The organism is Flavobacterium cheongpyeongense (assembly GCF_003202435.1).
Lineage (GTDB): Bacteria > Bacteroidota > Bacteroidia > Flavobacteriales > Flavobacteriaceae > Flavobacterium > Flavobacterium cheongpyeongense.
In genome coordinates, this window is the sequence record NZ_QJHK01000003.1 from 65,329 (window position 1) to 90,759 (window position 25,431).

Annotated in this window: 15 protein-coding genes; all 15 read left to right on the forward strand. The window is 38.2% G+C overall.

Features of this window, described 5'->3' with window-relative positions:
• Window positions 1–44: 44 nt before the first annotated feature.
• Window positions 45–1,613 (forward strand): glycoside hydrolase family 28 protein, encoded by a 1,569-nt coding sequence (locus tag DMB65_RS04350; RefSeq protein ID WP_110305459.1) that lies wholly within the window; start codon window positions 45–47, stop codon window positions 1,611–1,613.
• A gap of 180 nt (window positions 1,614–1,793) precedes the next feature.
• Entirely contained in the window at window positions 1,794–2,711 is a 918-nt protein-coding gene (locus tag DMB65_RS04355; protein WP_110305460.1) for a glycoside hydrolase family 43 protein, read from the forward strand.
• Between the two features lie 72 nt (window positions 2,712–2,783).
• Window positions 2,784–4,658 carry a sialidase family protein gene (locus DMB65_RS04360; RefSeq protein WP_110305461.1) on the forward strand — a complete coding sequence of 625 codons (1,875 nt, stop codon included), beginning with the start codon at window positions 2,784–2,786 and terminating at the stop codon, window positions 4,656–4,658.
• 223 nt (window positions 4,659–4,881) lie between these two features.
• Window positions 4,882–7,632: a glycoside hydrolase family 78 protein gene (locus DMB65_RS04365; protein WP_110305462.1), complete on the forward strand. Its 2,751-nt coding sequence runs from the start codon at window positions 4,882–4,884 to the stop codon at window positions 7,630–7,632.
• A gap of 9 nt (window positions 7,633–7,641) precedes the next feature.
• Window positions 7,642–9,069, forward strand: a complete 1,428-nt coding sequence (locus tag DMB65_RS04370; protein WP_230470605.1) for an acetylxylan esterase — start codon at window positions 7,642–7,644, stop codon at window positions 9,067–9,069.
• 175 nt (window positions 9,070–9,244) lie between these two features.
• On the forward strand, window positions 9,245–9,973 hold the full coding sequence (locus tag DMB65_RS04375; protein WP_110305463.1) for a GNAT family N-acetyltransferase: 729 nt from the start codon (window positions 9,245–9,247) through the stop codon (window positions 9,971–9,973).
• A 23-nt stretch (window positions 9,974–9,996) separates the two neighbouring features.
• Window positions 9,997–12,462 (forward strand): glycoside hydrolase family 95 protein, encoded by a 2,466-nt coding sequence (locus DMB65_RS04380; RefSeq protein WP_110305464.1) that lies wholly within the window; start codon window positions 9,997–9,999, stop codon window positions 12,460–12,462.
• A 342-nt stretch (window positions 12,463–12,804) separates the two neighbouring features.
• A complete protein-coding gene (locus DMB65_RS04385) occupies window positions 12,805–14,373 on the forward strand; it encodes an MGH1-like glycoside hydrolase domain-containing protein (RefSeq protein ID WP_110305465.1) in 1,569 nt (522 codons plus the stop codon).
• 27 nt (window positions 14,374–14,400) lie between these two features.
• The gene (locus DMB65_RS04390; protein ID WP_110305466.1) at window positions 14,401–14,937 is read left to right on the forward strand and encodes a hypothetical protein; all 537 of its coding nucleotides are present in this window, start codon (window positions 14,401–14,403) and stop codon (window positions 14,935–14,937) included.
• Between the two features lie 159 nt (window positions 14,938–15,096).
• Entirely contained in the window at window positions 15,097–17,850 is a 2,754-nt protein-coding gene (locus DMB65_RS04395) for a glycoside hydrolase family 78 protein (protein ID WP_110305467.1), read from the forward strand.
• 213 nt (window positions 17,851–18,063) lie between these two features.
• Window positions 18,064–18,651: a DUF4062 domain-containing protein gene (locus DMB65_RS04400; RefSeq protein WP_110305468.1), complete on the forward strand. Its 588-nt coding sequence runs from the start codon at window positions 18,064–18,066 to the stop codon at window positions 18,649–18,651.
• Entirely contained in the window at window positions 18,644–20,077 is a 1,434-nt protein-coding gene (locus DMB65_RS04405; RefSeq protein WP_110305469.1) for an RNA-binding domain-containing protein, read from the forward strand. The genes DMB65_RS04400 and DMB65_RS04405 overlap by 8 nt, the downstream gene beginning before the upstream one ends.
• 223 nt (window positions 20,078–20,300) lie before the next feature.
• Entirely contained in the window at window positions 20,301–21,449 is a 1,149-nt protein-coding gene (locus tag DMB65_RS04410) for a sialidase family protein (protein WP_110305470.1), read from the forward strand.
• Window positions 21,450–21,551: 102 nt separating this feature from the next.
• Complete coding sequence (locus tag DMB65_RS04415) at window positions 21,552–22,448, forward strand: sugar phosphate isomerase/epimerase family protein (RefSeq protein WP_110305699.1); 897 nt, start codon at window positions 21,552–21,554, stop codon at window positions 22,446–22,448.
• Between the two features lie 163 nt (window positions 22,449–22,611).
• The gene (locus DMB65_RS04420; protein ID WP_110305471.1) at window positions 22,612–25,344 is read left to right on the forward strand and encodes an alpha-d-galacturonidase; all 2,733 of its coding nucleotides are present in this window, start codon (window positions 22,612–22,614) and stop codon (window positions 25,342–25,344) included.
• Window positions 25,345–25,431: the final 87 nt, after the last annotated feature.

The window sequence follows — 25,431 nt, forward strand, 5'->3', positions numbered from 1 at the left end:
CAAAAAAAGACCTTGCAGGATATGAAAAAAGTAAAAAAATAAATATGAAAAAAATATTCATAATCCTTTTCTTCATAACCGGATTAAACACCGCTTTCGCAAATGACGGCTGGCTAAACATCCTAAACGAAGGCGGAAACAACAAAGGAATAAAATGCACCGAAGCCATTCAAGGTGCTATCGAAAAAGCATCAAAAAACGGTGGAGGAACTATTTTTTTTCCAGCCGGCGAATACCTGACAGGAGCATTAAAACTAAAAAGTAACATCACCATCCATTTGGATTCAGGTGCACTTTTAAAATTTTCAGAGAATTTCGATGATTACCTTCCGTATGTAGAAATGCGTTACGAAGGAATCGTAATGCAGTCTTTCTCCCCATTATTTTACGCCAAAGACGTAGAAAATATCACCATCAAAGGAAGAGGCGTAATCGACGGACAAGGAAAAGCGTGGTGGAACGAAGTGTACCGAATCGAAACCGCCAAAGGTCCGATTCCGGAAACCAAATACCAAAAAATGTGGAGCGAGCAAAACAAAGGAATCGTCTACGAGCCTTACTATAAAAGAACAATTGACAAACACTTTTTCAGACCTTCTTTTTTTCAGGCTTACAATTGTAAAAACATTTTGATTGAAGGTGTCACGTTTAAAAACTCGCCTTTCTGGACCATAAATCCTGAATTCTGTGACAACGTAACCGTAACCGGAATCTCCATTTTCAATCCGCATTCACCAAATACAGACGGAATCAACCCTTCGTCCTGTACTAACGTTCACATTTCAAACTGCCACATCAGCGTGGGCGACGACTGTATCACTATCAAATCGGGTCGCGATGCCGACGGCCGTAAATACGGAAAAGCAACCGAAAATGTAACCATCACCAACTGTACCATGTTAAGCGGTCACGGAGGAGTTGTTATCGGAAGCGAAATGTCGGGCGGAATCAAAAAAATCACGATATCCAACTGCGTTTTCGACGGAACCGATCGTGGAATCCGTATCAAATCCGCTCGAGGTCGTGGCGGAGTGGTCGAAGACATTCGCGTGGACAATATAGTAATGAAAAACATCAAGGAAGAAGCCATTATTCTGGATCTTTTCTACGATAAAGACAATCCCGTAGAGCCGGTTACCGAGCGCACGCCAATTTTCAGAAACATTCACATCAGCAACGTTACGGGCGGAAATGTCAACAAAGCCGGATTCGTTCGCGGAATTGTTGAAATGCCAATCCAGAACATCACGTTCTCCAACATCAATATGGACGGCAAGGAAGGTTTTACCATAAACACGGCGACCGATGTAGAGTTTCACGACGTAAAAGTCAACGCAACAGTTGGTTCTTCTTTCAAAATCAGCGATGCTAAAAACCTGATTTTGGACAATGTAGGTTCTTCTACGCCAATAAAAGGAGTTCCGGTTATCAAAATCGACAACGCCTCGAATATGATGATCAACAACAATTTTCCGTTCAACGCCACCGATATTTTCATCGAAGCAAACGGAAAAGACACGAAAAATATCTTCCTGAAAAACAATGTGTTCAACAATGTGACTACAGTTGTGAAAAAAGGAAAAGACCTGGATAAAAAAGCGATAGTAGAATAATAGAACGAGCTATCCTGCAAGGTCTTTTTTTGACCTTGTAGGTATTTCAACATACAATATTATACCTACAAGGTTTTGGAAACCTTGCAGGAAAGAAAAACTATAAAAGGAACAAATAATAACTCTCCAATTTCGGCTCCCTCTCCTTTGGAGAGGGCTGGGGTGAGGTAAAATATAACAATGAAAAAAATATTCATCATACTAACGCTTTCATTTTTCGCTGTCAGCTATTCCCAGAAAAAAAAGGAAATTTTCCTTTTCACCTCTTTCAGGGAACCCGCTACCGAAGGTTTGTATCTGGCCTACAGTGAAGACGGCTACAACTGGAAAGGTTTGAAAGGCTCATTCCTAAAACCCGAAATCGGAGCCAGCAAAATAATGCGCGATCCCTCCATCACAAAAGGCACAGACGGAATGTATCATATGGTCTGGACAACCGACTGGAAAGGCGGAAATGGTTTCGGCTACGCTAGTTCCAAAGACCTGATTCATTGGTCAAAACAGGAATACATTCCCGTAATGAAACACGAACCCGAAGTCGTAAACGTGTGGGCACCCGAAATTTTTTATGATGATGTCAAAAAAGAATACATTATTATCTGGGCATCCACAATCCCATTCCGATTCGAAAAAGGAGTAGAAGACGAGAAAAACAACCACCGAATGTATTACGTAACGACTAAGGATTTCAAAACCTTTTCGGATACCAAATTATATTACGATCCCGGTTTTAGCGTCATCGATTGTGTGATTGTCAAAAAAGGCAAAAAGGATTATGTATTGGTTCTTAAAGACAACACCAGACCGATGCGAAATATCGAAGTAGCTTTTGGAAAATCACCTTTAGGCTCATTCGAAAAAAGATCAAAACCCTTAACCGAATATTTATCAGAAGGTCCAACGGTTGTAAAAGTCGGTAAAAACTGGTTGCTGTATTATGACAATTACGGATCCAAAAATTACAAAGCTTTAAGAACGACCGATTTTGTGAAGTTTGAAGATGTTTCTTCCAAAATAAAATTACCAGAAGGACACAAACACGGAACGATTACAACAATTTCCGCAGAAGTTCTAAAAGGATTAATTGAAAAGAAATAATTTATCTTCAACGACACCTGAAAGGTTTTTAAAACGGGTCAGGTGTAATTAGAAGCATTAAAATAAAAGCAAATGATTGCATTTCAAAACATAAAAACCAATATCGTAACAGCTACAACCATTTTGTTGAGCTGTGTTGCAGTCAATTCGGCACAAGCCCAACAAGACACGATACGATATACAGGCAAAACACTTTCCAACGTCGATTACCATCACGGACAATTAAGTCCCGCAGTTGGAGTTCACGCAACGCAGATTATGCGCGCCAGCCGTGAACATCCTGAAAAAGCAGATGGATTTGGCTGGACATACAATCACCAGTCGATGATGGCGTATTGGAACAATACCTTTTACCTGCATTATTTGAGTGATCCATCAGGAGAACACATTCCGCCGAGCCAGACTTTTATAATGACCTCCAAAGATGGGGTGAACTGGACAAAACCAGCCGTTCTTTTTCCAATTTATCATGTTCCAGATGGATTCAAAAAAGAAGGAGTAGAAGGCGTTGCCAAAAACATCGATGCCATTATGCACCAGCGTATGGGCTTTTATGTTTCATCCGACAACAGATTGCTTGCAACCGGTTATTACGGAGTTGCCTTAGACAAAAAAGACGACCCCAATGACGGAAAAGGAATTGGTCGTGTAATTAGAGAAATTTATAAAGACGGAACGTATGGACCCATTTATTTTATTCGATACAACAAAACCGGAAACCCGTTGCCAACGACCTTTCCGTTTTATACCAAAAGTAAAGACAAAAAATTCATCAAAGCCTGCGATGAGCTGATGTCAAAACCTTTATTGATGCAACAATGGGTCGAAGAAGCCGACAGAGATGACGCTTTGATTCCATTAAAAAAACAATACAAAGCGTTCAATTATTACCATTTACCAAACGGAAACGTAGTCGGTTTATGGAAATTTGCTTTGACATCCCTAAGTAAAGACGAAGGCAAAACCTGGGAATACACTCCGGTAAGAGCACCGGGATTTGTAAACAGCAATGCCAAAATCTGGGGACAAAAAACTTCGGATAACCGTTATGCAACTGTTTATAATCCGTCAGAATACCGTTGGCCATTGGCGATTTCAACCAGTGATGACGGACTGAATTACAAAGATTTGTTATTGGTTCATGGCGAAGTAAGCCCGATGCGTTACGGAGGAAACTACAAATCTGCCGGACCCCAATACGTTCGCGGAATTCTCGAAGGCAACGGAACTCCGCCTGACGGAAAACTTTGGGTAAGTTACAGCGTGAACAAAGAAGATATTTGGGTAGCTTCGGTACCCGTTCCCGTAACAAGCGAAGTAAAAGAAAACGCCAACGATGTTTTCAATGATTTGCCAAACGGAGAAGAATTAAAATTATGGAACACCTACGATTTGTCCTGGGCATCCACAAAAATTGAAAAGAAAACAGACGGAAAAAAATGGCTGACGTTAAGAGATCAGGATTTTTTTGACTATTCCCGTGCCGAGCGTGTAATTCCGTTTGCACAAAAAATGGAAGCGACTTTCATCGTAAAACCAGAACAAAATAACCACGGATTATTGCAGGTGGAATTCCAAAACAAACAAGGATTGCCTGCGATTCGCATCGTTTTCGATTCGGATGGAGAAATAAAAGTGAAACACGGAGCCCGTCACGGCGGAATTGGAAAATATGAAGCCGGAAAAGAATACACGATTACTGTAAAACTGGACGTAACTTCCCGTTCCTACACCGTAAAAGTGAATGACGGAAAAGAAACCAACAAAATATTCTATGCTCCGGTTGATGGCATTTCAAGAATTATGTTCCGCACAGGGGATCAGCGTTACACACCAAATGCAGATACAGAACCGGACACACCAGATTTTACCGATTTACCGGATACAGGAAAATTAATTCCCGAAGCGGTTTTTAATATTAAGTCGGTAGTTACAAAGAAATTGTAATAGTAAGGATTAAGACTAATAGGTTTTACACAATATTGTCATCCGACGGCGGAGGAATCTTCGTAAGAAGCTCAACAGTGCGGAATAGCAAGCGGAGATTCCTCGTTCCTCGGAATGACAAAAAGAGGCTTTGGCATGGTAATAAACTGTTTGAATACTTTTAAAAAAAAATAAAAAAATAAAATCTGCTCAATCTGCAAAATCTGCGTGCAAAAAATAAAATATGAAGAATTTTAAAAACATATTATTCCTCTTTTGTCTTCTGATTTCGTTCATTTTAAATGGACAAATTTCTGCTGTGCATTTAAGATGCGAAATGACAGAAAACCCATTGGCAGTAATTGAAAACCAACCAAGATTAAGCTGGCAGTTGGTTTCAAAAGAACAGAATGTTATACAATCTGCCTATCAGATTTTAGTTGCTTCATCAGAAGAAAAATTGAAGAAAAACGAAGCCGATATCTGGAACAGCGGAAAAGTAATTTCCAATAAAAATCTTCAAATCAGTTACAGCGGAATTTCATTAAAAAACGAATCCAAATATTTTTGGAAAGTCAAAGTCTGGAACCAAAAAGACAAAGCTTCCAATTGGAGCCAAACAGCCTCTTTTAGAATCGCACCTTCCACATCAGCATTAAATCCAATTTGGATTGGAGCCATTACCAAAGCTGACAGCCATTTACCTGAAGGCAGAAATTACCACACCGCCACGTTCAACAAAGAGAAAAAAGCATCATTAATCAATGCTTCGGATTCGTTGTCCCGCAGAAGTATTATGCTTCGCAAACCATTCTCGGTTAACAAAGAAATCAAGGAAGCCGTAGTGTATGTTTCCGGCTTGGGACATTATGAATTAACGATTAACGGAAAGAAAATCGGCAATAGTGTGTTTGCGCCTTTGTGGACAGATTATGATAAAACCGTGAACTATAATGTTTGCGAATTAAATGCTGATGAACTTCAAAAAGGGGAAAACGTAATTGGAGTACTTTTAGGAAACGGAATGTACAATACTTTGGCTGAAAGATATTCGAAGTTTTACGTGAGTTTTGGCCCGCCGACTTTGTTTTTCAAAATGAAAATCACCTACAAAGACGGTTCAGAGGAAATCGTTAAATCCGATGGAAGTTGGAAATACAGCAAAAGCCCGATTACCTACAACAGTATTTTTGGAGGAGAAGATTACAATGCTAATTTAGAACAAAAAGGCTGGAACGGTAGAGGTTTCAACGATATAAATTGGAAAAAAGTAGTTACTCAGGAAGCACCAAAAGGCATTTTAAGACCTCAGACGACGACACCAGTTACTGTTCAAAAGCGATACGAAGTTAAGGAAGCCAAAGAGCTGAAGCCTAACTTTTATATTTTTAATATGGGACAGAATCTATCCGGATTTACGACCATAAAAGTAAAAGGAAAAAAAGGACAGACCGTTCGTGTCTGGGTAGGCGAAAGTTTAAATGAAGACGGAACTGTCGGACAGGGAAAAACCGGAAAACCCTATTATTACGATTACACTTTAAAAGGTGAAGGCGTAGAAGAATGGCAACCAAAATTCAGTTATTACGGTTTTCAATATGTGCAGATTGAGAACATCAATTATAAAGAAACCAAAGATGAAAATCTGCCAACATTATTAGATTTGAAATCGAATTTCATTTACAATTCGGCAGGAGAAGCTGGAACTTTTGAATCCTCCAATGATATTTTCAACAAGACACATTTGCTGATTAACAACGCCATCAAAAGTAATTTTCAGAGTGTTTTTACCGATTGCCCACAACGCGAAAAATTGGGCTGGCTGGAAGAAATTCACTTAAACGGCCCCGGATTATTATTCAATTATAATCTCGAAAGTTTTATTCCGGCAACAATGCAAAACATTTCCGATTCGCAACGAGAAAACGGTTTGATTCCAACGATCGTTCCTGAATATGTAGTTTTCGGAGGCGATTTTACCGATTCACCGGAATGGGGTGTGACAGGCGTAATTCTGCCGTGGATGTATTATGAATATTACGGCGACGCTTCGTTAATCGAAAAATATTATCCCGTAATGAAAAGATATGTGGATTATTTGGGAACCAAAGCCACCAATCATATCGTTTCACACGGTTTGGGCGATTGGTACGATTACGGAACACATCCGGCGGGTTATTCCAAAAACAGTCCGATTGCACTTTCGGCAACTTCTCATTTTTTTTACGGAGCAAGTTTGCTGGCTAAAGCCTCAAAATTATTGAACAAAACAGAAGATATTGCGAAATACGAAAAGCTGACTTCGGATATCAAAAACGCTTTCAACAAGGAATTTTTCAATCCAGAAACCAAACAATACGGAACCAGCAGTCAGTTCAGCAATGCCGTTCCTGTTTTTATGGACATCGTAGAACCGCAATACAAACAGGCCGTAATGCAGAATTTATTGGCTGACATCAAAGCAAAAGGCGACCGATTGACAACTGGCGATGTTGGCAACCGATATTTGTTTCAGGCTTTGGCACGAAACGGCGAAAACGAAACGATGTACAAAATGAACAATCATTTCGATGCGCCGGGTTATGGTTTTCAGATTAAATTTGGTTTGACAACCTTAACCGAGCAATGGGATCCGCGCAAAGGAAACTCGTGGAATCATTTTATGATGGGACAAATCGAAGAATGGTTTTACCAAAGTCTGGCCGGAATCGTTCCCGATGATCAAAATCCGGGCTTCAAACACTTCTTTATTCAGCCGGAAATCGTGGGCGATATGACTTTTGTAAAAGTAACCTATAAGTCCATTTACGGAAATATCGCTTCGGCCTGGGAGAAAAAAGACGGAAAGTTAATCCTGAAAGTGGAGATTCCTGCTAATACTTCAGCGACCATAAAATTACCAATCGCCAATAATTCAGAAATAAAAGTCAACGGAAAACCGACAAAAGATTTGAAATTAGGTTCAGGAAAATATACAATTGAATGCAAATTATAAGATTTAAAAATGACTACAATTAAAAACATACTTTTTGCTCTACTGGTTTCAATCTTCACATTGACACTCGCAAACGCGCAATGCACATCCGACACTAATTTCAGAAAACCGGTAACGGAAACCATCAAAAATATCGAAACCATTTTCAAAATCACTGTAATTGACGACAGAGGTTTACTAAAAGGAAAAGAACTAGATTACGCCGATTGGCGAATTGAACAAGGCAATCTGGAAGTTTCTCTGGCGAATGTTTTGGTGCCTTTTGAATTGACTTATTTCAAACAGCCTGACGGAAAATACCAAATCCGAAAATATGAAAACCACAAAGTATCAGTCGATAAAGGAAAAGAGCGTTTGGATTATTTAACGACTTTATATTCCAATGTTTCCGACTGGGAAAAAAGAAAAAAAGAAATAAAAGCCTGTATGATTATGTCTTTTGGTTTGGACAAAGCACCGCCAACGCCCAAATCAAAACCTATCTTAACCCCAAAAAGAATCTACAAAGATTACAGCGTCGAGAATATTGCGTTGGAAATTCTTCCGGGCGTTTACACAACAGGATCGATTTACAAACCCTATCCGTTAAACAAAAAATCACCGATTATCTTAACGCCCGATGGACATTTCGGCGACGGAAGATACAGAAAAGACGAACAATACCGTTGCGCCATAATGGCGAAAATGGGAGCAATCGTAGTAAGTTACGACCTCTTTGCCTGGGGCGAATCCCTATTGCAATTCCCCGAAGAAACGCACCGAAACAGCATCGCCTCAACCCTTCAGGTCTTGAGCGGAATCCGATTACTGGATTATCTGGCAACCATAAAAAATGCCGATGTTTCGCGAGTGGGCGTTACGGGCGGTTCCGGCGGAGGTTCGCACACGATGTTTTTGGCCGCTTTAGACGATCGAATCACCGTTTCGGCTCCCGTGGTGATGGTTTCCTCGCATTTTTCGGGCGGTTGTCCATGCGAAAGCGGTCGCGGAATTCATCTTTGCGGAAACGGAACCAACAATGCCGAAATTTCGGCAATGATGGCGCCAAAACCTCAATTGATTGTGTCAGACGGAAAAGACTGGACGCTCGCAGTTCCCGAATTGGAATTCCCTTTTATCCAAAGAACTTACGAACTCTACGGCAAAAAAAATCTGGTAGAAAACGCCCATTTTGCTAAAGAAGGACACGATTTTGGCGTTTCAAAACGTATGGCTTTGTACCCGTTTATGGCGAAATATTTAGGTCTGGATCTGAACAACGTGAAGAACGAAAAAGGCGAAATAGACGAATCGACTTGTGTGATTGAGCCTTACGATAAATTATATGTTTTTGGCAACAAAGCCGAAAATTTACCTAAAAATGCCCTGAAAGACATCAACAAATTATATGAAATGTTCGGAGAAAAAAACCTGAAAGTGTATGAAGTTAAGAAGTAATAGTTGGGCGTGACCCAATTTGAAAAAGGGGGCAACTCTCGATACGGTTCAGTAGCCCCCTTTCCCAAATCGGGTCGGGCTATCCGCGCTACTTCGGTAGCTTGCTTCTATCCCTCACGCGCTTTCGTAACTCAAGAGCATTTGTCTTTTGATTAAAAATTTAGAATAAAGAAATATGAATGAACAATTTTTAATTATAAATTTTACTCCTATAGAAAATGATTTAAAAACAATTGAGAAATGGTTGTTTGAAGAAGATAAAAAATCAAATTCTGGTTTTTATGGTAATTTTCAAACTATAAAAAAATCATTTGAAGAAAATAGACTTGTTATTGTAAAACGAGAAGAAAAAATAGTTGGGTTTTTAGTTTGGATAAAAGGAGATTTACATATAGAAATAGATATTTTAGAAATTCATCCAAAACATAGACGAGAGGGAATTGGTGAATATTTTGTAAATCAAATTTCAAATCATTTTATTCAAAAAGGATTTAAGGCATTAAAATTATTTTGTTCACCAAAAGAATCAGAAAAATTTTGGAATAGTCTAGGTTTCATAAAATTTCCAAATTGTTTTCCTTCAGATCCTGATTTAACTTATTTTAAACCATTAATCGAGATAAAAGAAGTAGAAAATAAAATTGACTCTGAAAATAGAATAGAATTGTGGGATGTTGAACCATATGAAGCTAAGGATAAAGAACCGATATGGATTTGGAATTTTGAAAATCCAGAATTCGATTTATCAGTGCCAATATTACATCCCTGTAATTATAAATGGAAAATAAGTGTAATAAAAGAGGGAGAAGTAATAAAAGAAAATCAAATAAGGTATTTTTCAAGTAAAAATAATCGAATTGAATTTACTTCATTCTTGTTTATAGAGAGTTTGAAAGTAATGTAGACATTACCAAAAAAGTATAAAATATGAAATTGAAAAATAAAATAACAGCGATCTGTTTCGGAATTGTTTCCTTCGCCACAACAGCGCAAACCAACAGCCAACTAAAATTGTGGTACGATAAACCCGCAACCATCTGGAACGAAGCTTTGCCTTTGGGTAATGGCCGTTTGGGTGTAATGGTTTTTGGAGATCCCGCAGTGGAGCGTTTGCAATTGAACGAAGAAACTATTTGGGCAGGTTCGCCAAACAGCAACGCACATACCAAATCAATCGAGGCATTGCCAAAAGTGCGACAGCTAGTTTTCGAAGGAAAATTTGACGAAGCACAAGCTTTGGCAACACAGGATATTATGTCGCAAACCAACGACGGAATGCCGTATCAGACTTTTGGAAGCGCTTATATTTCGTTTCCGGGACATCAAAAATACACCAATTATTATCGTGATTTAGATATCGAAAACGCTACGGCAAAAGTAAAATACACCGTAAACGGAGTGGAATTCACAAGAGAGATTTTGACTGCTTTTGCTGATCAGGTAATTGTGGTAAAATTATCGGCAAGTCAGCCGGGACAGATTACGGCAAACGTTTTTATGAACAGTCCGATTGACAAAACCGTTCCTTCGACAGAAGGCAATCAAATTCTGCTTTCAGGAGTTGGAACTAATTTCGAAAACGTAAAAGGAAAAGTAAAATTTCAGGGACGAATCGAAGCCAAAAATAAAGGCGGAGAAGTTTCGGCAAGCAACGGAATCCTAATCATCAACAAGGCCGATGAAGTAACACTTTATATTTCGATAGCGACTAATTTCAAAAACTATCAGGACATTACCGAAGATGAAGTAGCGAAAAGCAAATCGTATTTGGAGAAAGCTTTACCGAAAAGTTTCGATGAAATTAAAAAAGCACACGTTGCCTATTATCAAAAATTCTTCAACAGAGTTTCGTTGGATTTAGGTTCAAACGATGCCATAAAAAAACCGACAAACGAAAGAATTCGTGATTTCAAAAATCAATTCGATCCGCAGTTGGCGAGTCTGTATTTTCAGTTCGGGCGTTATTTATTGATTTCCAGTTCACAGCCGGGAGGTCAGCCTGCTAATTTACAGGGAATCTGGAACGATATGGTAACTCCGCCCTGGGATTCTAAATACACAACTAACATCAATGCCGAAATGAATTACTGGCCGGCAGAAGTAACAAACCTTACCGAAATGCACGAGCCTTTTATCCAAATGGCAAAAGAATTGAGCGTGACTGGAGCAGAAACAGCAAAGACAATGTATAACGCTAACGGCTGGGTTTTGCATCACAACACGGATATCTGGCGCGTAACCGCTCCGGTTGATTCGGCTGCTTCAGGGATGTGGATGACAGGCGGTGCCTGGGTTTCGCAGGATTTGTGGGAACGTTATTTGTACACAGGCGATATCAATTATTTAAAAGAAATTTATCCTGTAATCAAAGGAGCAACGGATTTCTTTTTGGATTTTATGATTACCGATCCAAACACAGGATATTTGGTGGTGGTTCCATCAAGTTCTCCTGAAAATACACACGCTGGCGGAACCGGAAAATCGACTATTGCATCGGGAACTACGATGGATAATCAGTTGGTTTTTGACTTGTTTTCGAATGTAATCAAAGCTTCGAAATTGGTTGCTCCGGATGAAAATTATACTAAAAAATTAAGTGATGCTTTGGCCAAAATGCCTCCAATGAAAATTGGAAAACACAGTCAGTTGCAGGAATGGCAGGACGATTGGGACAATCCGAAAGACAATCACCGACACGTTTCGCATTTGTATGGCTTGTTTCCGAGTAATCAGATTTCGCCAATCAAAACGCCTGAATTATTTGAAGGAGCTAAACAATCCTTAATTTACAGAACAGACGAATCGACAGGCTGGTCAATGGGCTGGAAAGTGAATTTATGGGCAAGACTATTAGACGGAAATCACGCTTACAAACTGATTCAGGATCAATTGCATTTGGTAACCGCTGACCAAAGAAAAGGGGGTGGAACCTACCCAAATATGCTCGATGCACATCAGCCGTTTCAAATTGACGGTAATTTTGGCTGTACTGCAGGAATCGCCGAAATGCTGATGCAGAGTCAGGAAGATGCGATTCATTTATTGCCTGCTTTGCCAACGGTTTGGAAAGACGGAAGCATCAAAGGTTTGGTAACCCGTGGCGGATTTGTAATAGATATGACCTGGAAAAACAATAAAGTTTCAACTTTGAAAGTGTACTCAAAATTAGGAGGAAACTGCCGATTGAAATTGGAAAACACTTTGAAAGCAGATAAAGGAATTGCACTTAAAAAAGCAAAAGGTAAAAACCCGAATCCGTTGTTTTATGATGTGGAAGTGAAGAAACCGATTATTTCTAAAGAAGCAAAATTGCCTAAAGTACAATTGCCAAAGTACAATGAGTATGATGTGGAGATGAAAGCGGGACAGACTTATAGTTTTTCTGCGAATTAAGTTATTAGACATATCCCATCTTGTTTGTCATTCCGAGGAACGAGGAATCTCCGTTGCAGGATCGACAAAGATTGGCGATTTTGATTGTAGAGTTACTTGCGGAGATTCCTCGTTCCTCGGAATGACAAAACTGTTAGAAAAAAAATAGAAGGAAATCTACAAGTTTTGAAAACCTTTAAGGAGTAGAAATAAAATAAACGTGATTGTTATCCGCGTGAGTGATGGCAGTGGAGCTCTTTTTTTGAGAGGCTTTTTCAGCCGAACAAAAAAAAGCGGGAACGTACAGCACGACCCGAAGTTTTTCACGGAGGGGCACGCCCAAATAATTAAAATAATTTGAATATGTTACACCAATTTAAATACAAAATAATGGCGATTGTGATCCTGATTTCGGCTTTGAACAGTGGTTGTAAATCGGGTGCGGGGCATTCTAAAAAAGGAACTTCTGTTGTTTTGAAAGCGGATAATTTTAAACATTATGTTGATTATTTCAACACGATGGAGGACGAGAATTTGAAATTTGCGATTCCGAATGACAGTGCGTGGGCGTGGATGGAAAAGAATGTTCCGTTGTTTGAATGTCCACAGCAGAATTTTGAGGAGATTTATTATTATCGTTGGTGGACGGCTCGAAAACACATCAAGAAAACGCCACTTGGTTTCGGAATTACGGAGTTTTTAGTAGATCGTTCGTATGCCGATAAATACAATTTGATTGCTTGTGCAGTGGGGCATCATATCAATGAATTCCGCTGGGTGCACGATCCGCAGTATTTGGAGCAGGATGTGAAAATTTGGTACCGTGGCAATGAAGGAAAACCGATGAACAAATTGTACAAATTCAGTAGTTGGACGGCTGATGCGTTGTACAATCGTTATTTGGTGAATAAGGATGAAAAATTCTTATTGGATTTGTATCCGGATATGGTGGCCGATTATGCAGTTTGGGAAAAAGACCGTCAGCGCAAGGATGGTTTGTTTTGGCAACACGATGTAAAGGACGGAATGGAAGAATCGTTGAGTGGCGGGCGAAAAGTACAAAATGCAAGGCCAACGATTAACAGCTATATGTTTGGAAATGCTGTGGCTATTTCGAAAATGGCATCGATGAAAGGCGACAAAGAAGTGGAGGCTAAATTTAAAGCCAAAGCCGATGTTTTACAACAATTGGTAGAAACAAAATTATGGAATCCGAAAAGTGAATTCTTTGAAACGTTTACCGAAAAAGATACGCTGGCGCAGGTGCGAGAGGCAATTGGATTTATTCCTTGGTATTTTAATTTGCCACAAAAAGACAAAGGTTTTGAAAAAGCCTGGGAACAGATTAAGGATGAAAAAGGGTTTTCGGCACCTTTTGGTTTGACAACCGCAGAGCGCAGAAGTCCGCGTTTTAGAACCCACGGAACCGGAACCTGTGAATGGGACGGTGCGATTTGGCCTTTTGCGAGTTCACAGACTTTGACGGCTTTGGCGAATGTTCTGAATAATTACAATCAAAATTTCGTTGCCAAAACCGATTATTTCAAGCAAATGGATTTGTATGTGCAGTCGCAATATTACAGAGGAAGACCATACATTGGAGAATATCTGGACGAAACAACAGGTTATTGGTTGATGGGAGACAAAGAGCGTAGCCGTTATTACAATCATTCGACTTTTAACGATTTGATGATTACGGGACTGGTGGGTTTACGCCCAAGAGCAGATGAAAAAATTGAGGTGAATCCGTTGATTCCACAGGAAAAGTGGGATTGGTTTTGCTTGGATAATGTGCTGTATCACGGAAATATAATTACGATTCTTTGGGATAAAACAGGAGAGAAGTATCATAAAGGAAAAGGGTTTAGGATTTTTAAGAATGGTAAGGAAATTGCTGTTTCAGAAAAATTGGAGAAATTAGTGGCGGAGTAAAAATTTGATTTAAATAAAAATACTTGTATGAAAACAATTTCTGATATTCCAAGAAATCTCAATAAAGATAATATTAATGAGACTATAGAAGCTTATAAACTACTTTTAGCAGACATTCCTTTAAAAATTGAAGAGTCTAATCTTTTAGCTTTATTAAATCGACTTAAGCGAGGACAAATAGGTTCTGGACCTTGGAAAAATGTTTCTATTTTTGAGGCTGCGAATCGAATTATGACAGACTTAGTAATTCTTTTTGGCGTCAAAAAAATTATTAATGGAGAATATCCAGACTTAAATATATTTACTGATTTTGAGGTTGAATTAGGCAACGAAAATAGAAATGACCATGATATAATTAGTTACGCAAATGACAAAGTTCTGATAGCAGAAGCATTCAACGTAGCGCCATCATTTTTCAATGTAAAAAAATCAAAAAGTGTAAAAAAACTGCTTACGAGTAAATTAACTGCTGATCACTTAATTTTATTCTGTAATGCAGATTCTCACGATCGAACAAAATTAAATGATAATATTGAAATTATAAAAGTTGATATTGTACTTTGATAATTGCAACTAAACATAATAATAGTTATACGAGATTTTGATATTTGGCTTAATTTGAAAATGGTTTTGTACTTGAATAATTAGTACTTAGCCGAAAAATAAATCTTAGTTTGTTACAAAACATCGTGTAGTTACTGAATATTATATACAATAAAACTTATGAAAAAATCATTTCTACATACCTTCATCTTCATTGTATCGCTCTGTTTTTCTTTGGCGCAAGCCCAAAACAAAATCAGCGTAACCAATCTTCAATGCGAAATGCTGAACAATCCGGAAGGAATTGACGTTTTAAAACCTCGTTTGAGTTGGCAGATAAAATCCGATGTGAACGATGTAAAACAAACGGCGTATCAAATTATGGTCGCTTCGACTTTGGAAAACCTGAATGCGAACAAAGCCGATTTATGGGATAGCGGAAGAATAACAAGTGACGAATCTGTCAATGTTATCTACAACGGAAAAAAGCTGGGAGACCGACAAAATGCATTTTGGAAAGTAACTGTTTTTACGAATAAAGGCGAAATTAAATCGGCTGTAACTGCTCATTTCAGCATTGGTATTTTAACCTATGCCGACTGGAAATCGACGCGCTGGATTGGGTATGAAAAATTGTCGAAAGATGACAGTGTTTCTCAATATTCGAGATTGTCTGCGCGTTATTTGCGAAAAGAAATCAACCTGAAAAAACAAGTCAAAAGCGCCAAGGTGTATATTATGGGGATGGGCTTGTATGAGTTATACATCAACGGAAATAAAATTGGCGATCAGGTTTTAGCACCCGTTCCGACGGATTACACCAAAAACGTAAAATACAATGTTTTTGATGTGACTTCACAATTGAAAGAAGGCAAAAATATGCTGGGAACGATTTTAGGAAACGGACGTTTTTTTGCGATGCGTCAGGATTACAAACCGTATAAAATCAAATCATTTGGATTCCCAAAAATGGCTTTGCAGTTATTTGTCGAATATGCTGATGGAACGAAAGACATCATCCGAACAGACGACACCTGGAAACTAACAACCGAAGGACCGATTTTGTCTAACAACGAATACGACGGAGAAGAATACGATGCCCGCAAGGAAATGAAAGGCTGGGCGATGACCAATTTTGACGATAAAAACTGGGTAAATGCCAGATACGTTCAGGAACCGGGCGGATTTTATGAAGCTCAGATGATGCCCAATATGAAAATTATGGGAGAGGTAAAACCAATTTCGATCAAAGCGACTCCTAAAGGAACTTATATTTTGGATATGGGTCAGAATATGGTGGGCTGGTTGCAATTGAAAGTTAAAGGGAAAAGCGGTGACCAAATCACAATGAAATTTGCCGAATCATTGCAGGCTGATGGCTCTCTTTACATTGCCAATTTGCGTGATGCGAAAACAACTGACATTTATACATTAAAAGGCGAAGGCGAAGAAATCTGGGAACCTCGTTTTACATTTCATGGTTTTCGATTTGTAGAAATTTCGGGTTTTCCGACCAAACCTACTTTGGATAATTTCGTTGGGAAAGTGGTCTATGACGATATCAAAACGACCGGAACTTTCGAATCTTCGAATGCGACGATGAACCAGATTTTCAAAAATGCGTGGTGGGGAATCAGCGGAAATTACAAAGGAATGCCAATTGACTGTCCACAGCGCAACGAGCGTCAGCCTTGGTTGGGAGATCGTACGACGGGTGCTTATGGCGAAAGTTTTTTATTTGATAATCAAACATTGTATGCCAAATGGCTGGACGATATCAAATATTCGCAAACACAGGATGGAGGATTGCCTGATGTAGCGCCGGCATTTTGGCGTTATTACGGCGATAATGTGACTTGGCCGGGAACGTATATCACAGTGGGCGATATGTTGTACCAACAATTTGGCGATGCCGAAGTGATTAAAAAACAATACCCGTCTATGAAAAAATGGATGGTGTATATGGAAGAAAATTATCTGCAAAATGATTTAATGGACAAAGATAAATACGGTGATTGGTGTGTTCCGCCGGAATCATTAGAGCTGATTCGTTCCAAAGATCCTGCCCGTTTGACGGATGGACAATTGTTGTCGAGTGCGTTTTATTATCAGCTATTAAACATAATGAAAAAGTTTGCCAAAATCGCAAATGCAGAATCTGATATTACTCATTATGATGATTTGACAGCAAGAATCAAAAAAGCATTCAACGCCAAATTTTTAAATACGGAGAAAAACTACTACGCCAATAATACGGTAACAGCAAACGTATTGCCTTTGGCTTTTGGTCTGGTTCCTGAAAACCTAATCGATAAGGTTTTTCAAAATATGGTTCATGAAGTGGAGGTAACTAAAAACGGTCATATTAGCACAGGAGTTATCGGAACACAATTTTTGATGCGTACGTTGACGAATTTCGGAAGAGGCGATTTGGCTTTCAAATTAGCCTCAAATAAAACGTATCCAAGCTGGGGTTTTATGGTCGAAAACGGAGCAACAACCATTTGGGAATTATGGAACGGAAACACCGCCGACCCCACAATGAATTCGCAAAATCACGTCATGCTTTTGGGAGATTTACTAATCTGGTACTACGAAAATATGGCAGGCATCAAGAGTAATCCTGAAACTCCGGGCTTCAAGCAAATTATTATGAAACCGGATTTCAATGCGGGATTGACGTATGTAAATGCATCTTACGAATCGATTTACGGATTAATTAAAAGTGATTGGAAGAAAACCAAAAACACTTTAGAATGGAAAATTACCATTCCGGCCAACTCATCGGCTGTGGTGTACTTGCCAACATCGAATGCTTCATCGGTAACGGTAAATAAGCAAAAACTGGCTCAGTTTTCATCTTCTTATAAAACAGAAAATAACAACATAGTCCTGACTTTAGAATCGGGTTCTTATGTTTTGAATGTGAACTAAAAATAAATTAAGAAGGGTTTTCGTATTATTGTGAGAGTGAGTTTAAAATAGTAGATTTGAAGAACTATTTTATAGAAAAATAACATATCACAAGTAGCAAAAAAGATTAACAAGTTATATAGAATTTGGAATACAACCGATTATTTATGATTTGTTGGTAGCTTATGGTATTTAAAAACATTTGTGAAATAAAGTATTGGTTACCATAAAGTTATGGCAAAAAATAAAAGAAAACTAAAAATAATGATTGGCTCTACCGTTTACGGTTTTGAAGACCAGTTATCGCAAATTGTAGCTCAATTACAATTGTTAGATTACGAGGTACTTAATTCTCATAATGGAAGTATCAAAGTCAATCCGAAATTATCAAATCTTGACAATTGCATAAAAGCTGTCGAAGAGTGCGATTTATTTTTAGGTATCATCAGACCTTTTTATGGAACAGGAAACATAGGAGAGAAAAATATAACTTTCGAAGAAATAAAAAAAGCTATTGAATTAAAGAAACCTTATTGGTTTTTGGTACATCGGGATGTAGTTTTTGCCAGAGAATTGTTTAAATATCTAACTCTAAAAAGTGGTGACGAAATAGTTGTTTCTAAAAATAAACTTTTTGATCCCAAAACGGTTGAAATCTATGAATATGTAATTGAAAACCATATTCCGGTAACCTTAAGAAATGGGAATTGGGCACAACAATTTTATCGTTTAGACGAAATGATGACCTACATCAATACGCAGTTTAACAATAAAGATTTTGTAGAAAATATTTTAAACCATAAACCAGCTCACAATGGATAATAGTTTTATAATAGATAATCTGCTACAGCAACAGGAAGGTGTTCGTTTAGAATTTAAAACGACAGCTAACAAAGAAGCGATTGCAAAAACTATTACAGCCTTCATTAATACACAAGGTGGAGATTTGGTTATTGGTATTGATGAAGAGAAAAATGTAGTTGAAATAAAGAATGCAGAAAAAGTTAGAGTCAGTTTACAAAACCTGTTAATTGATTCGATCAAGCCTAATGCACCCATATCATCACAGGTAATTAGATACAAAAAGAAAGATGTTATTTTGATAAGTGTTTGGGAAGGAGCTAAGAAACCATACCAATTCAAAGGAAAGATTTTTATCAGAGAAAATGATGCAACCAAACTTTCCAATAAAGAGGTTTTAACATTGCTGATTAAAGAACGTAAAGAAGCTGATTTTCATTGGGAAAGAAAAGCGGTTTTGGGTGCAGACTTAGAGGATTTGGATGTACAAGAAATAAACAATACGCTTTCTTTATATAAAACATATAAACCCACTAGTAACTTTGAAGATATTGAGGATTTCTTAATTCAAATGGGGTTATTGCAAAATGGTAATTTAACGAATGCCTGCGTCGTTTTATTTGGAAAACAACCTCAAAGATTTATTCCGCAATCACGAATCAGGGTTACAGTATATCCTTCGAATAAATCTGGTGACCATTTTTTAAATGACAGAACATTTGAAGGTAATATTTTTAAAAATATCACAGCGATTCTTGATTTTATAGATGTCACTTTTGGTAAAAATATTATTGTTGATGGCGTTTTAAGAACAGAAAAATACAATTATCCATTACTTGCTATTCGGGAAGGTTTGCTCAATGCAATGGTTCATAGAGATTATAATTCGGTAAATGGTTTTTTACAAATATCTATTTTTTCAGATCGGACAGAAATAGCAAATTACGGCGGTTTACCTGATGGAATAACTATCAAAGATTTGAAAAGAGAACATAATTCTGTACTTCGTAATCCAGATATTGCCCAAATCTGTTTTATTCGTAAATATATAGAGATGTTAGGAAGTGGTACATTAAGAATGATTAATGATTGCAAGAAAAATAATTTCAGAATTCCAGTTTGGACAGATAGAGAAGATATTACTACAGTTACTTTCCCTGAACTTAGTGTTAATGCTAATGAAGGTGTAAATGAAGGTGTAAATGAAGGTGTAAATAATATAGCTTTTAAAGAAGATAATGAAGGTGTAAATAGAGAGCTTAATATAGTATATAGACTGCTAGATACTAGACCAGGATTAAAAGTGCCAGATATTGCAAGACTATTGGATAAAAGCCTTTCAACAGTAGAGCGTCATATAAAGAAATTAAAAGATGCAGGTTATGTTGAGTTTAAAGGTCCACCAAAAACTGGAGGATATTTTATTGTACCAAATAAAAGTATCTAATTTTAGATAATATCACATTCAAAATACCTTACTAATAAGTAAGGATTAGAAATAATAAAAAATAATCCCACCTAATTTTAAAAACCCTTATTCCTTTTAATTCGGGACAGTACAGGATGCTTATCCGATTATTTAGTGTTATTTTTACACTTAATAAGTTTTTGCATTTGAATATTGCATAATGCATTGAAAATAAATATCATAAATATTTAAAAAATAAATAATGAAACTCAAACACATATCTATAGCCTTTTTTGGACTGCTACTTTTGGGAAGCTGTAAATCTGCTTTGCAAAAAAAGACCTGGAAAGAAGGGATTTTAGTAGATGAATTCATTTATGAGAAAGCACCTTATCCGTCCTGCCACTCCGTAACGATTGTGGAAGCAACCAATGGAGATTTGGTTTCGGCCTGGTTTGGAGGATCACACGAAAGACATCCTGATGTTTGTATTTATTCAGCCATAAAACCAAAAGGAAGCGATAAATGGGGCGATCCTATTAAGGTAGCCGATGGTGTGATGCCAGACGGAACAAGATTTCCAACTTGGAATCCGGTTTTGTACCAAATTCCGAATGGCGATTTGATGTTGTTTTATAAAATAGGGCCTAAACCATCCGAGTGGTGGGGCGTTTACAGAACTTCTGCTGATGGAGGAAAAACCTGGTCTGATAAGATTGATATGCCGAGTAAAGATTTTCTGGGACCCATCAAAAACAAGCCGGTTTTATTGAGCAACGGAACCTTATTGCTTCCTTCAAGTACAGAAGGAAATGGCTGGCATTTGCGTATGGAATCCACTCCTGACTTTGGAAAAACCTGGGTTCTGGGCGATACCATTTCAAGAGGTAAACAAAAGATTAATGCTATTCAGCCAAGTATTTTGTTCCATAAAGACGGAAGTATTCAGGCAATTGGAAGAACGAAAAACAGAGCCATATTCAGCACATTTTCAAAAGACAACGGAAAAACCTGGTCGGATTTAGAATTGATTGGATTGCCAAACAATAACTCAGGAACTGATGCTGTAACGCTTAAAAACGGAAAACATTTATTAGTTTACAACCATGTGCTGCCTCCGGGGAATGAAACCAAAGGACCAAGAACACCTTTAAATCTTTCTATCTCTGATGACGGAATCAATTGGAATGCGGCTTTGGTTTTGGAAGATTCAAAAATCAGCCAGTATTCTTATCCTTCTATCATTCAAAGTTCAGACGGAATGGTACACATTGTCTATACCTGGAGAAGACAAAAACTGAAATACGTAAAAATCGATCCGAGTAAACTGGTAACAATTCCAATCAAAAACGGAATCTGGCCTGGACAGGAAGGTGTTGAAGTGAAAGCTGTTAAGGCGGAAGAAGAGTAAATAGTTTAAACCATATAAGTCATATAAGTTTCATTTAAGCTTTTTCTAAATAAGCTAACTTATATGTTTCTTATATGTCTTAATATGGTAAAAAAAATAATTATGAAGAATAATATAAGTTTCATTAAAGCTACTGTGGTAGTTCTGACAATTGTTTTGGCAGGAACATTCAATAGCGAAGTTTCTGCTCAATCATCAAAAAAGCAACGCTACAAAGTGGCAGTTTGCGACTGGATGATTTTAAAAAGACAAAAACTCGGTGCTTTTGGTTTGGCCAGCGAAATAAAAGCAGACGGAATCGAACTCGACATGGGTGGATTAGGGAAAAGACCAACCTTCGACAGCAAATTAGGCGACCCGATTGAAAGACAAAAATTCCTGGATAAATCCAAAGAAACGGGTGTCGGAATCAGTTCCATCGCAATGTCCGGATTCTATGCGCAATCCTTTGCAAAAAGAGATTCCATTAATTTGATGATTAACGATTGTGTGGCAACAATGAAAAATATGAAGGTGAAAGTCGCTTATCTGCCTTTGGGAACAGAAAGCGATTTGACAAAAAATCCTGAATTACGCCCAATCATTATCGAAAGATTAAAATGGGCAGGAAAACAAGTCGGTAAAATAGGTGGTGTAATTGCTATTGAAACTTCACTGAATGCGACTGAAGAGAAAAAACTATTGGAAGAAATTGGCTGTAAACACATTAAAAGTTCTTTCAACTTTGCGAATGCCGTAGATAACGGAAGAGATATCGCAACCGAATTAAAAATTTTAGGAAAAAAACATCTGGCACAAATTCACGCTTCTACAACGGATACTGTCTGGCTGGAAAACGATAAAAATGTCGATATGCCAAAGATTAAAAAAACGCTGGACGAAATGAAATGGAGTGGCTGGCTGATCGTAGAACGTTCAAGAGATGTTACGCAAGTGCATAATGTAAAAGCCAATTACGGAGCAAACGTTGCTTATTTGAAGAAAATTTTTCAGAATTAAAATAAAAAATCTGCTAAATCTGCAGAATCTGCGTGAGAAAAATTAGCACTCAGATTTAAATAGATTCAAGCAGATTTAGCAGATTTTTTAATCTGTGACAAAAACAAACACGATTGTAATTTGCGATAATTTGCGCAATTTGTGATCAAAAAATAACAATATAATGAAATATCTAAGTTTACTTTTTTTAGGATTATGTGCGACTTTTGCATCAGCGCAAAACATCACCATCGTTCGTGATGCCAATGCACCAAGAGCACAATATGGAGCCGAAAAGCTATCAGAAACAGCAACAGCCAAAGGATTCAAAATAACTTTTTCAGACAAAACCCCTAAAAAATCAAAAGATAAAGTAATCGTTATTGGTGAAAAAGGAACTGATTTTTGGAAGCTAAATGCCAAAACTGCCAAAATCGACGACAGTAAGCTAACAAAAAAAGAAGGTTTTCAAATCCGCACGAAAAAAAACACAATTTTCATCGAAGGAACCGATGCAACCGGAGCTTTGTATGGTGCCTTGGAATTGGCAGACCGAATCAAAACTTCAGGCGAAATTCCATCTGAAATCAATATCGAAGACAGTCCCGAAATGGTATTGAGAGGTTCTTGCATCGGAGTTCAAAAACCGGTTTATCTTCCGGGAAGAGACGTTTACGAATATCCATATACGCCCGAATCGTTCCCTTGGTTTTATGATAAAAAACTGTGGACAAAGTACCTGGATATGATGGTCGAAAACCGACTAAATTCCCTGTATTTATGGAACGGGCATCCTTTTGCTTCGTTGGTAAAACTAAAAGATTATCCTTTTGCTGTGGAAGTAAGCGAAGAAGATTTCAAAAAGAATGAAGAAATTTATAATTATCTGACTGTAGAAGCGAATAAAAGGGGAATCTGGGTGATTCAGATGTTTTATAATATTCTTGTTTCCAAGCCATTTGCAGAGCATTACAATATTAAAACACAGGATCGTTCACGTCCAATCACACCAGAAATTGCAGATTATACCAAAAAATCAATCACAGCTTTTATCGAAAAATATCCAAATGTTGGATTATTGGTATGTCTGGGAGAAGCTATCAATACCATCGATGATGATGTGGAATGGTTTACCAAAACCATTATTCCGGGCGTTCAGGACGGATTAAAAGCTTTAGGAAAAACACAGGAACCGCCAATTATCCTTCGTGCGCACGATACCGATGCGCCTTTGGTAATGGAAAAATCACTTCCGTTGTACAAAAATCTGTACACGATGCACAAATACAATGGCGAGTCATTGACGACTTACACGCCTGGCGGACCTTGGGGAGAAATCCACAAGAAGTTAAGTTCACTGAATTCCGTTCACATTTCAAACGTACATATTTTGGCAAATCTCGAGCCTTTCCGTTACGGATCTCCTGAATTTATCCAGAAAACGGTTCAGGCGATGCACACCGTACACGGAGCCAATGCACTTCATTTGTATCCGCAGGCTTCCTACTGGGACTGGCCTTACACAGCTGATAAAACAAAAACTGGAGAACGATTGCTCGAAATGGATCGCGACTGGATTTGGTACAAAGCCTGGGCAAGGTATGCCTGGAATAGTAAAAGAGACAGAAACGAAGAAATTAAATATTGGAATGAAGATTTAGCAGCTAAATATGGAACTGATGTAGAAGCAGCAAATAACATCCAAAAAGCCTATGATGAGGCGGGAGAAATTGCTCCAAAAACATTAAGACGTTTCGGAATCACCGAAGGAAATCGTCAGACTTTGTTATTAGGAATGTTCGAAAGTCAATTGGTAAATCCAGCTAAATGGAGAGTTTACCCTGGATTCCACGAATCGTGCGGACCAGTTGGAGAATTGCTTTTGGAATACGCCAAAAAAGAATGGAACAAAGAACCACACGTTGGGGAATTGCCAACGCAAATCATTGCCGAAATCACCCAACACGGAAAATTAGCCGTTGAAGCCATCGATAAAGCCGAGTCAAAAGTAACCAAAGACAAGGATGAATTCCTGCGTCTTAAAAACGATATGCACGCTTACAAAGCCTTCGCCGATTTCTTTTCGGAGAAAGTAAAAGCTGCGATTTTGGTCTTGCGTTACAGCTATTCCAACGAAATTTCAGACTTGGATGAAGCGCTTCCGCATCTTGAAGAGAGCATCAAACATTACGAATTATTGGTAAATCTAACCAAAGATCATTACTTGTATGCCAACAGTATGCAGACCGCACAACGCCGAATCCCAATTGGCGGAGACGATGGAAACAACAAAACCTGGGCCGAATTATTGCCGCATTATGAACGAGAACTGGCTAATTTCAAGCGAAATCTGGATCTTTTGAAATCATCAAAAGATGGTAAAATCGTAGCCAAAGAAGGCAAGCCGTGGAAAACCGCTGATGTAACTTTATTAAGCGAAAGTAAAGGAACTTACGCAGTGAAAAACGGAACAAAAGTATACGGAACGCCAATTTCAGAACTAACAAAAATAGCTCCGGAACTGCAAAACTTAAAAGGAATTGCATTTGAGGAAACTGCACAAAACGAAAACGGAACCCACCTGAAATTCAAAAACACCAAAGCTGTAAAACTGGTGGTGGGTTATTTTAATTCCGATCAGAAAAGATTTTTATTCCCGCCAAGTTTAGAAACCGATGCAGCCGGAAATGCCCACGGACAAGCTGAGGTTATTTTGGCAAGTGCCATGAATTTAAAAGAATTACCAAGAATCAACATTCACACCTACACTTTCCAGCCTGGTGAAAACAAACTCGATTTAGGCAAAGGAAGAGTTCTGATTTTAGGCTTTATCGACGCTGATCAAACCATTACAACCCGTGATGTCGGTTACATCGATGCAGGCGAAAAAGGTGCGGTAGACTGGTTGTTTTATTAAAATAATCTGGGCGTGACCCTCCGTTAAAACTACGGGTCGGGCTATCCGCTATATCTTTTGGGGCGAACCCCGCCCCAAAAGGATGTC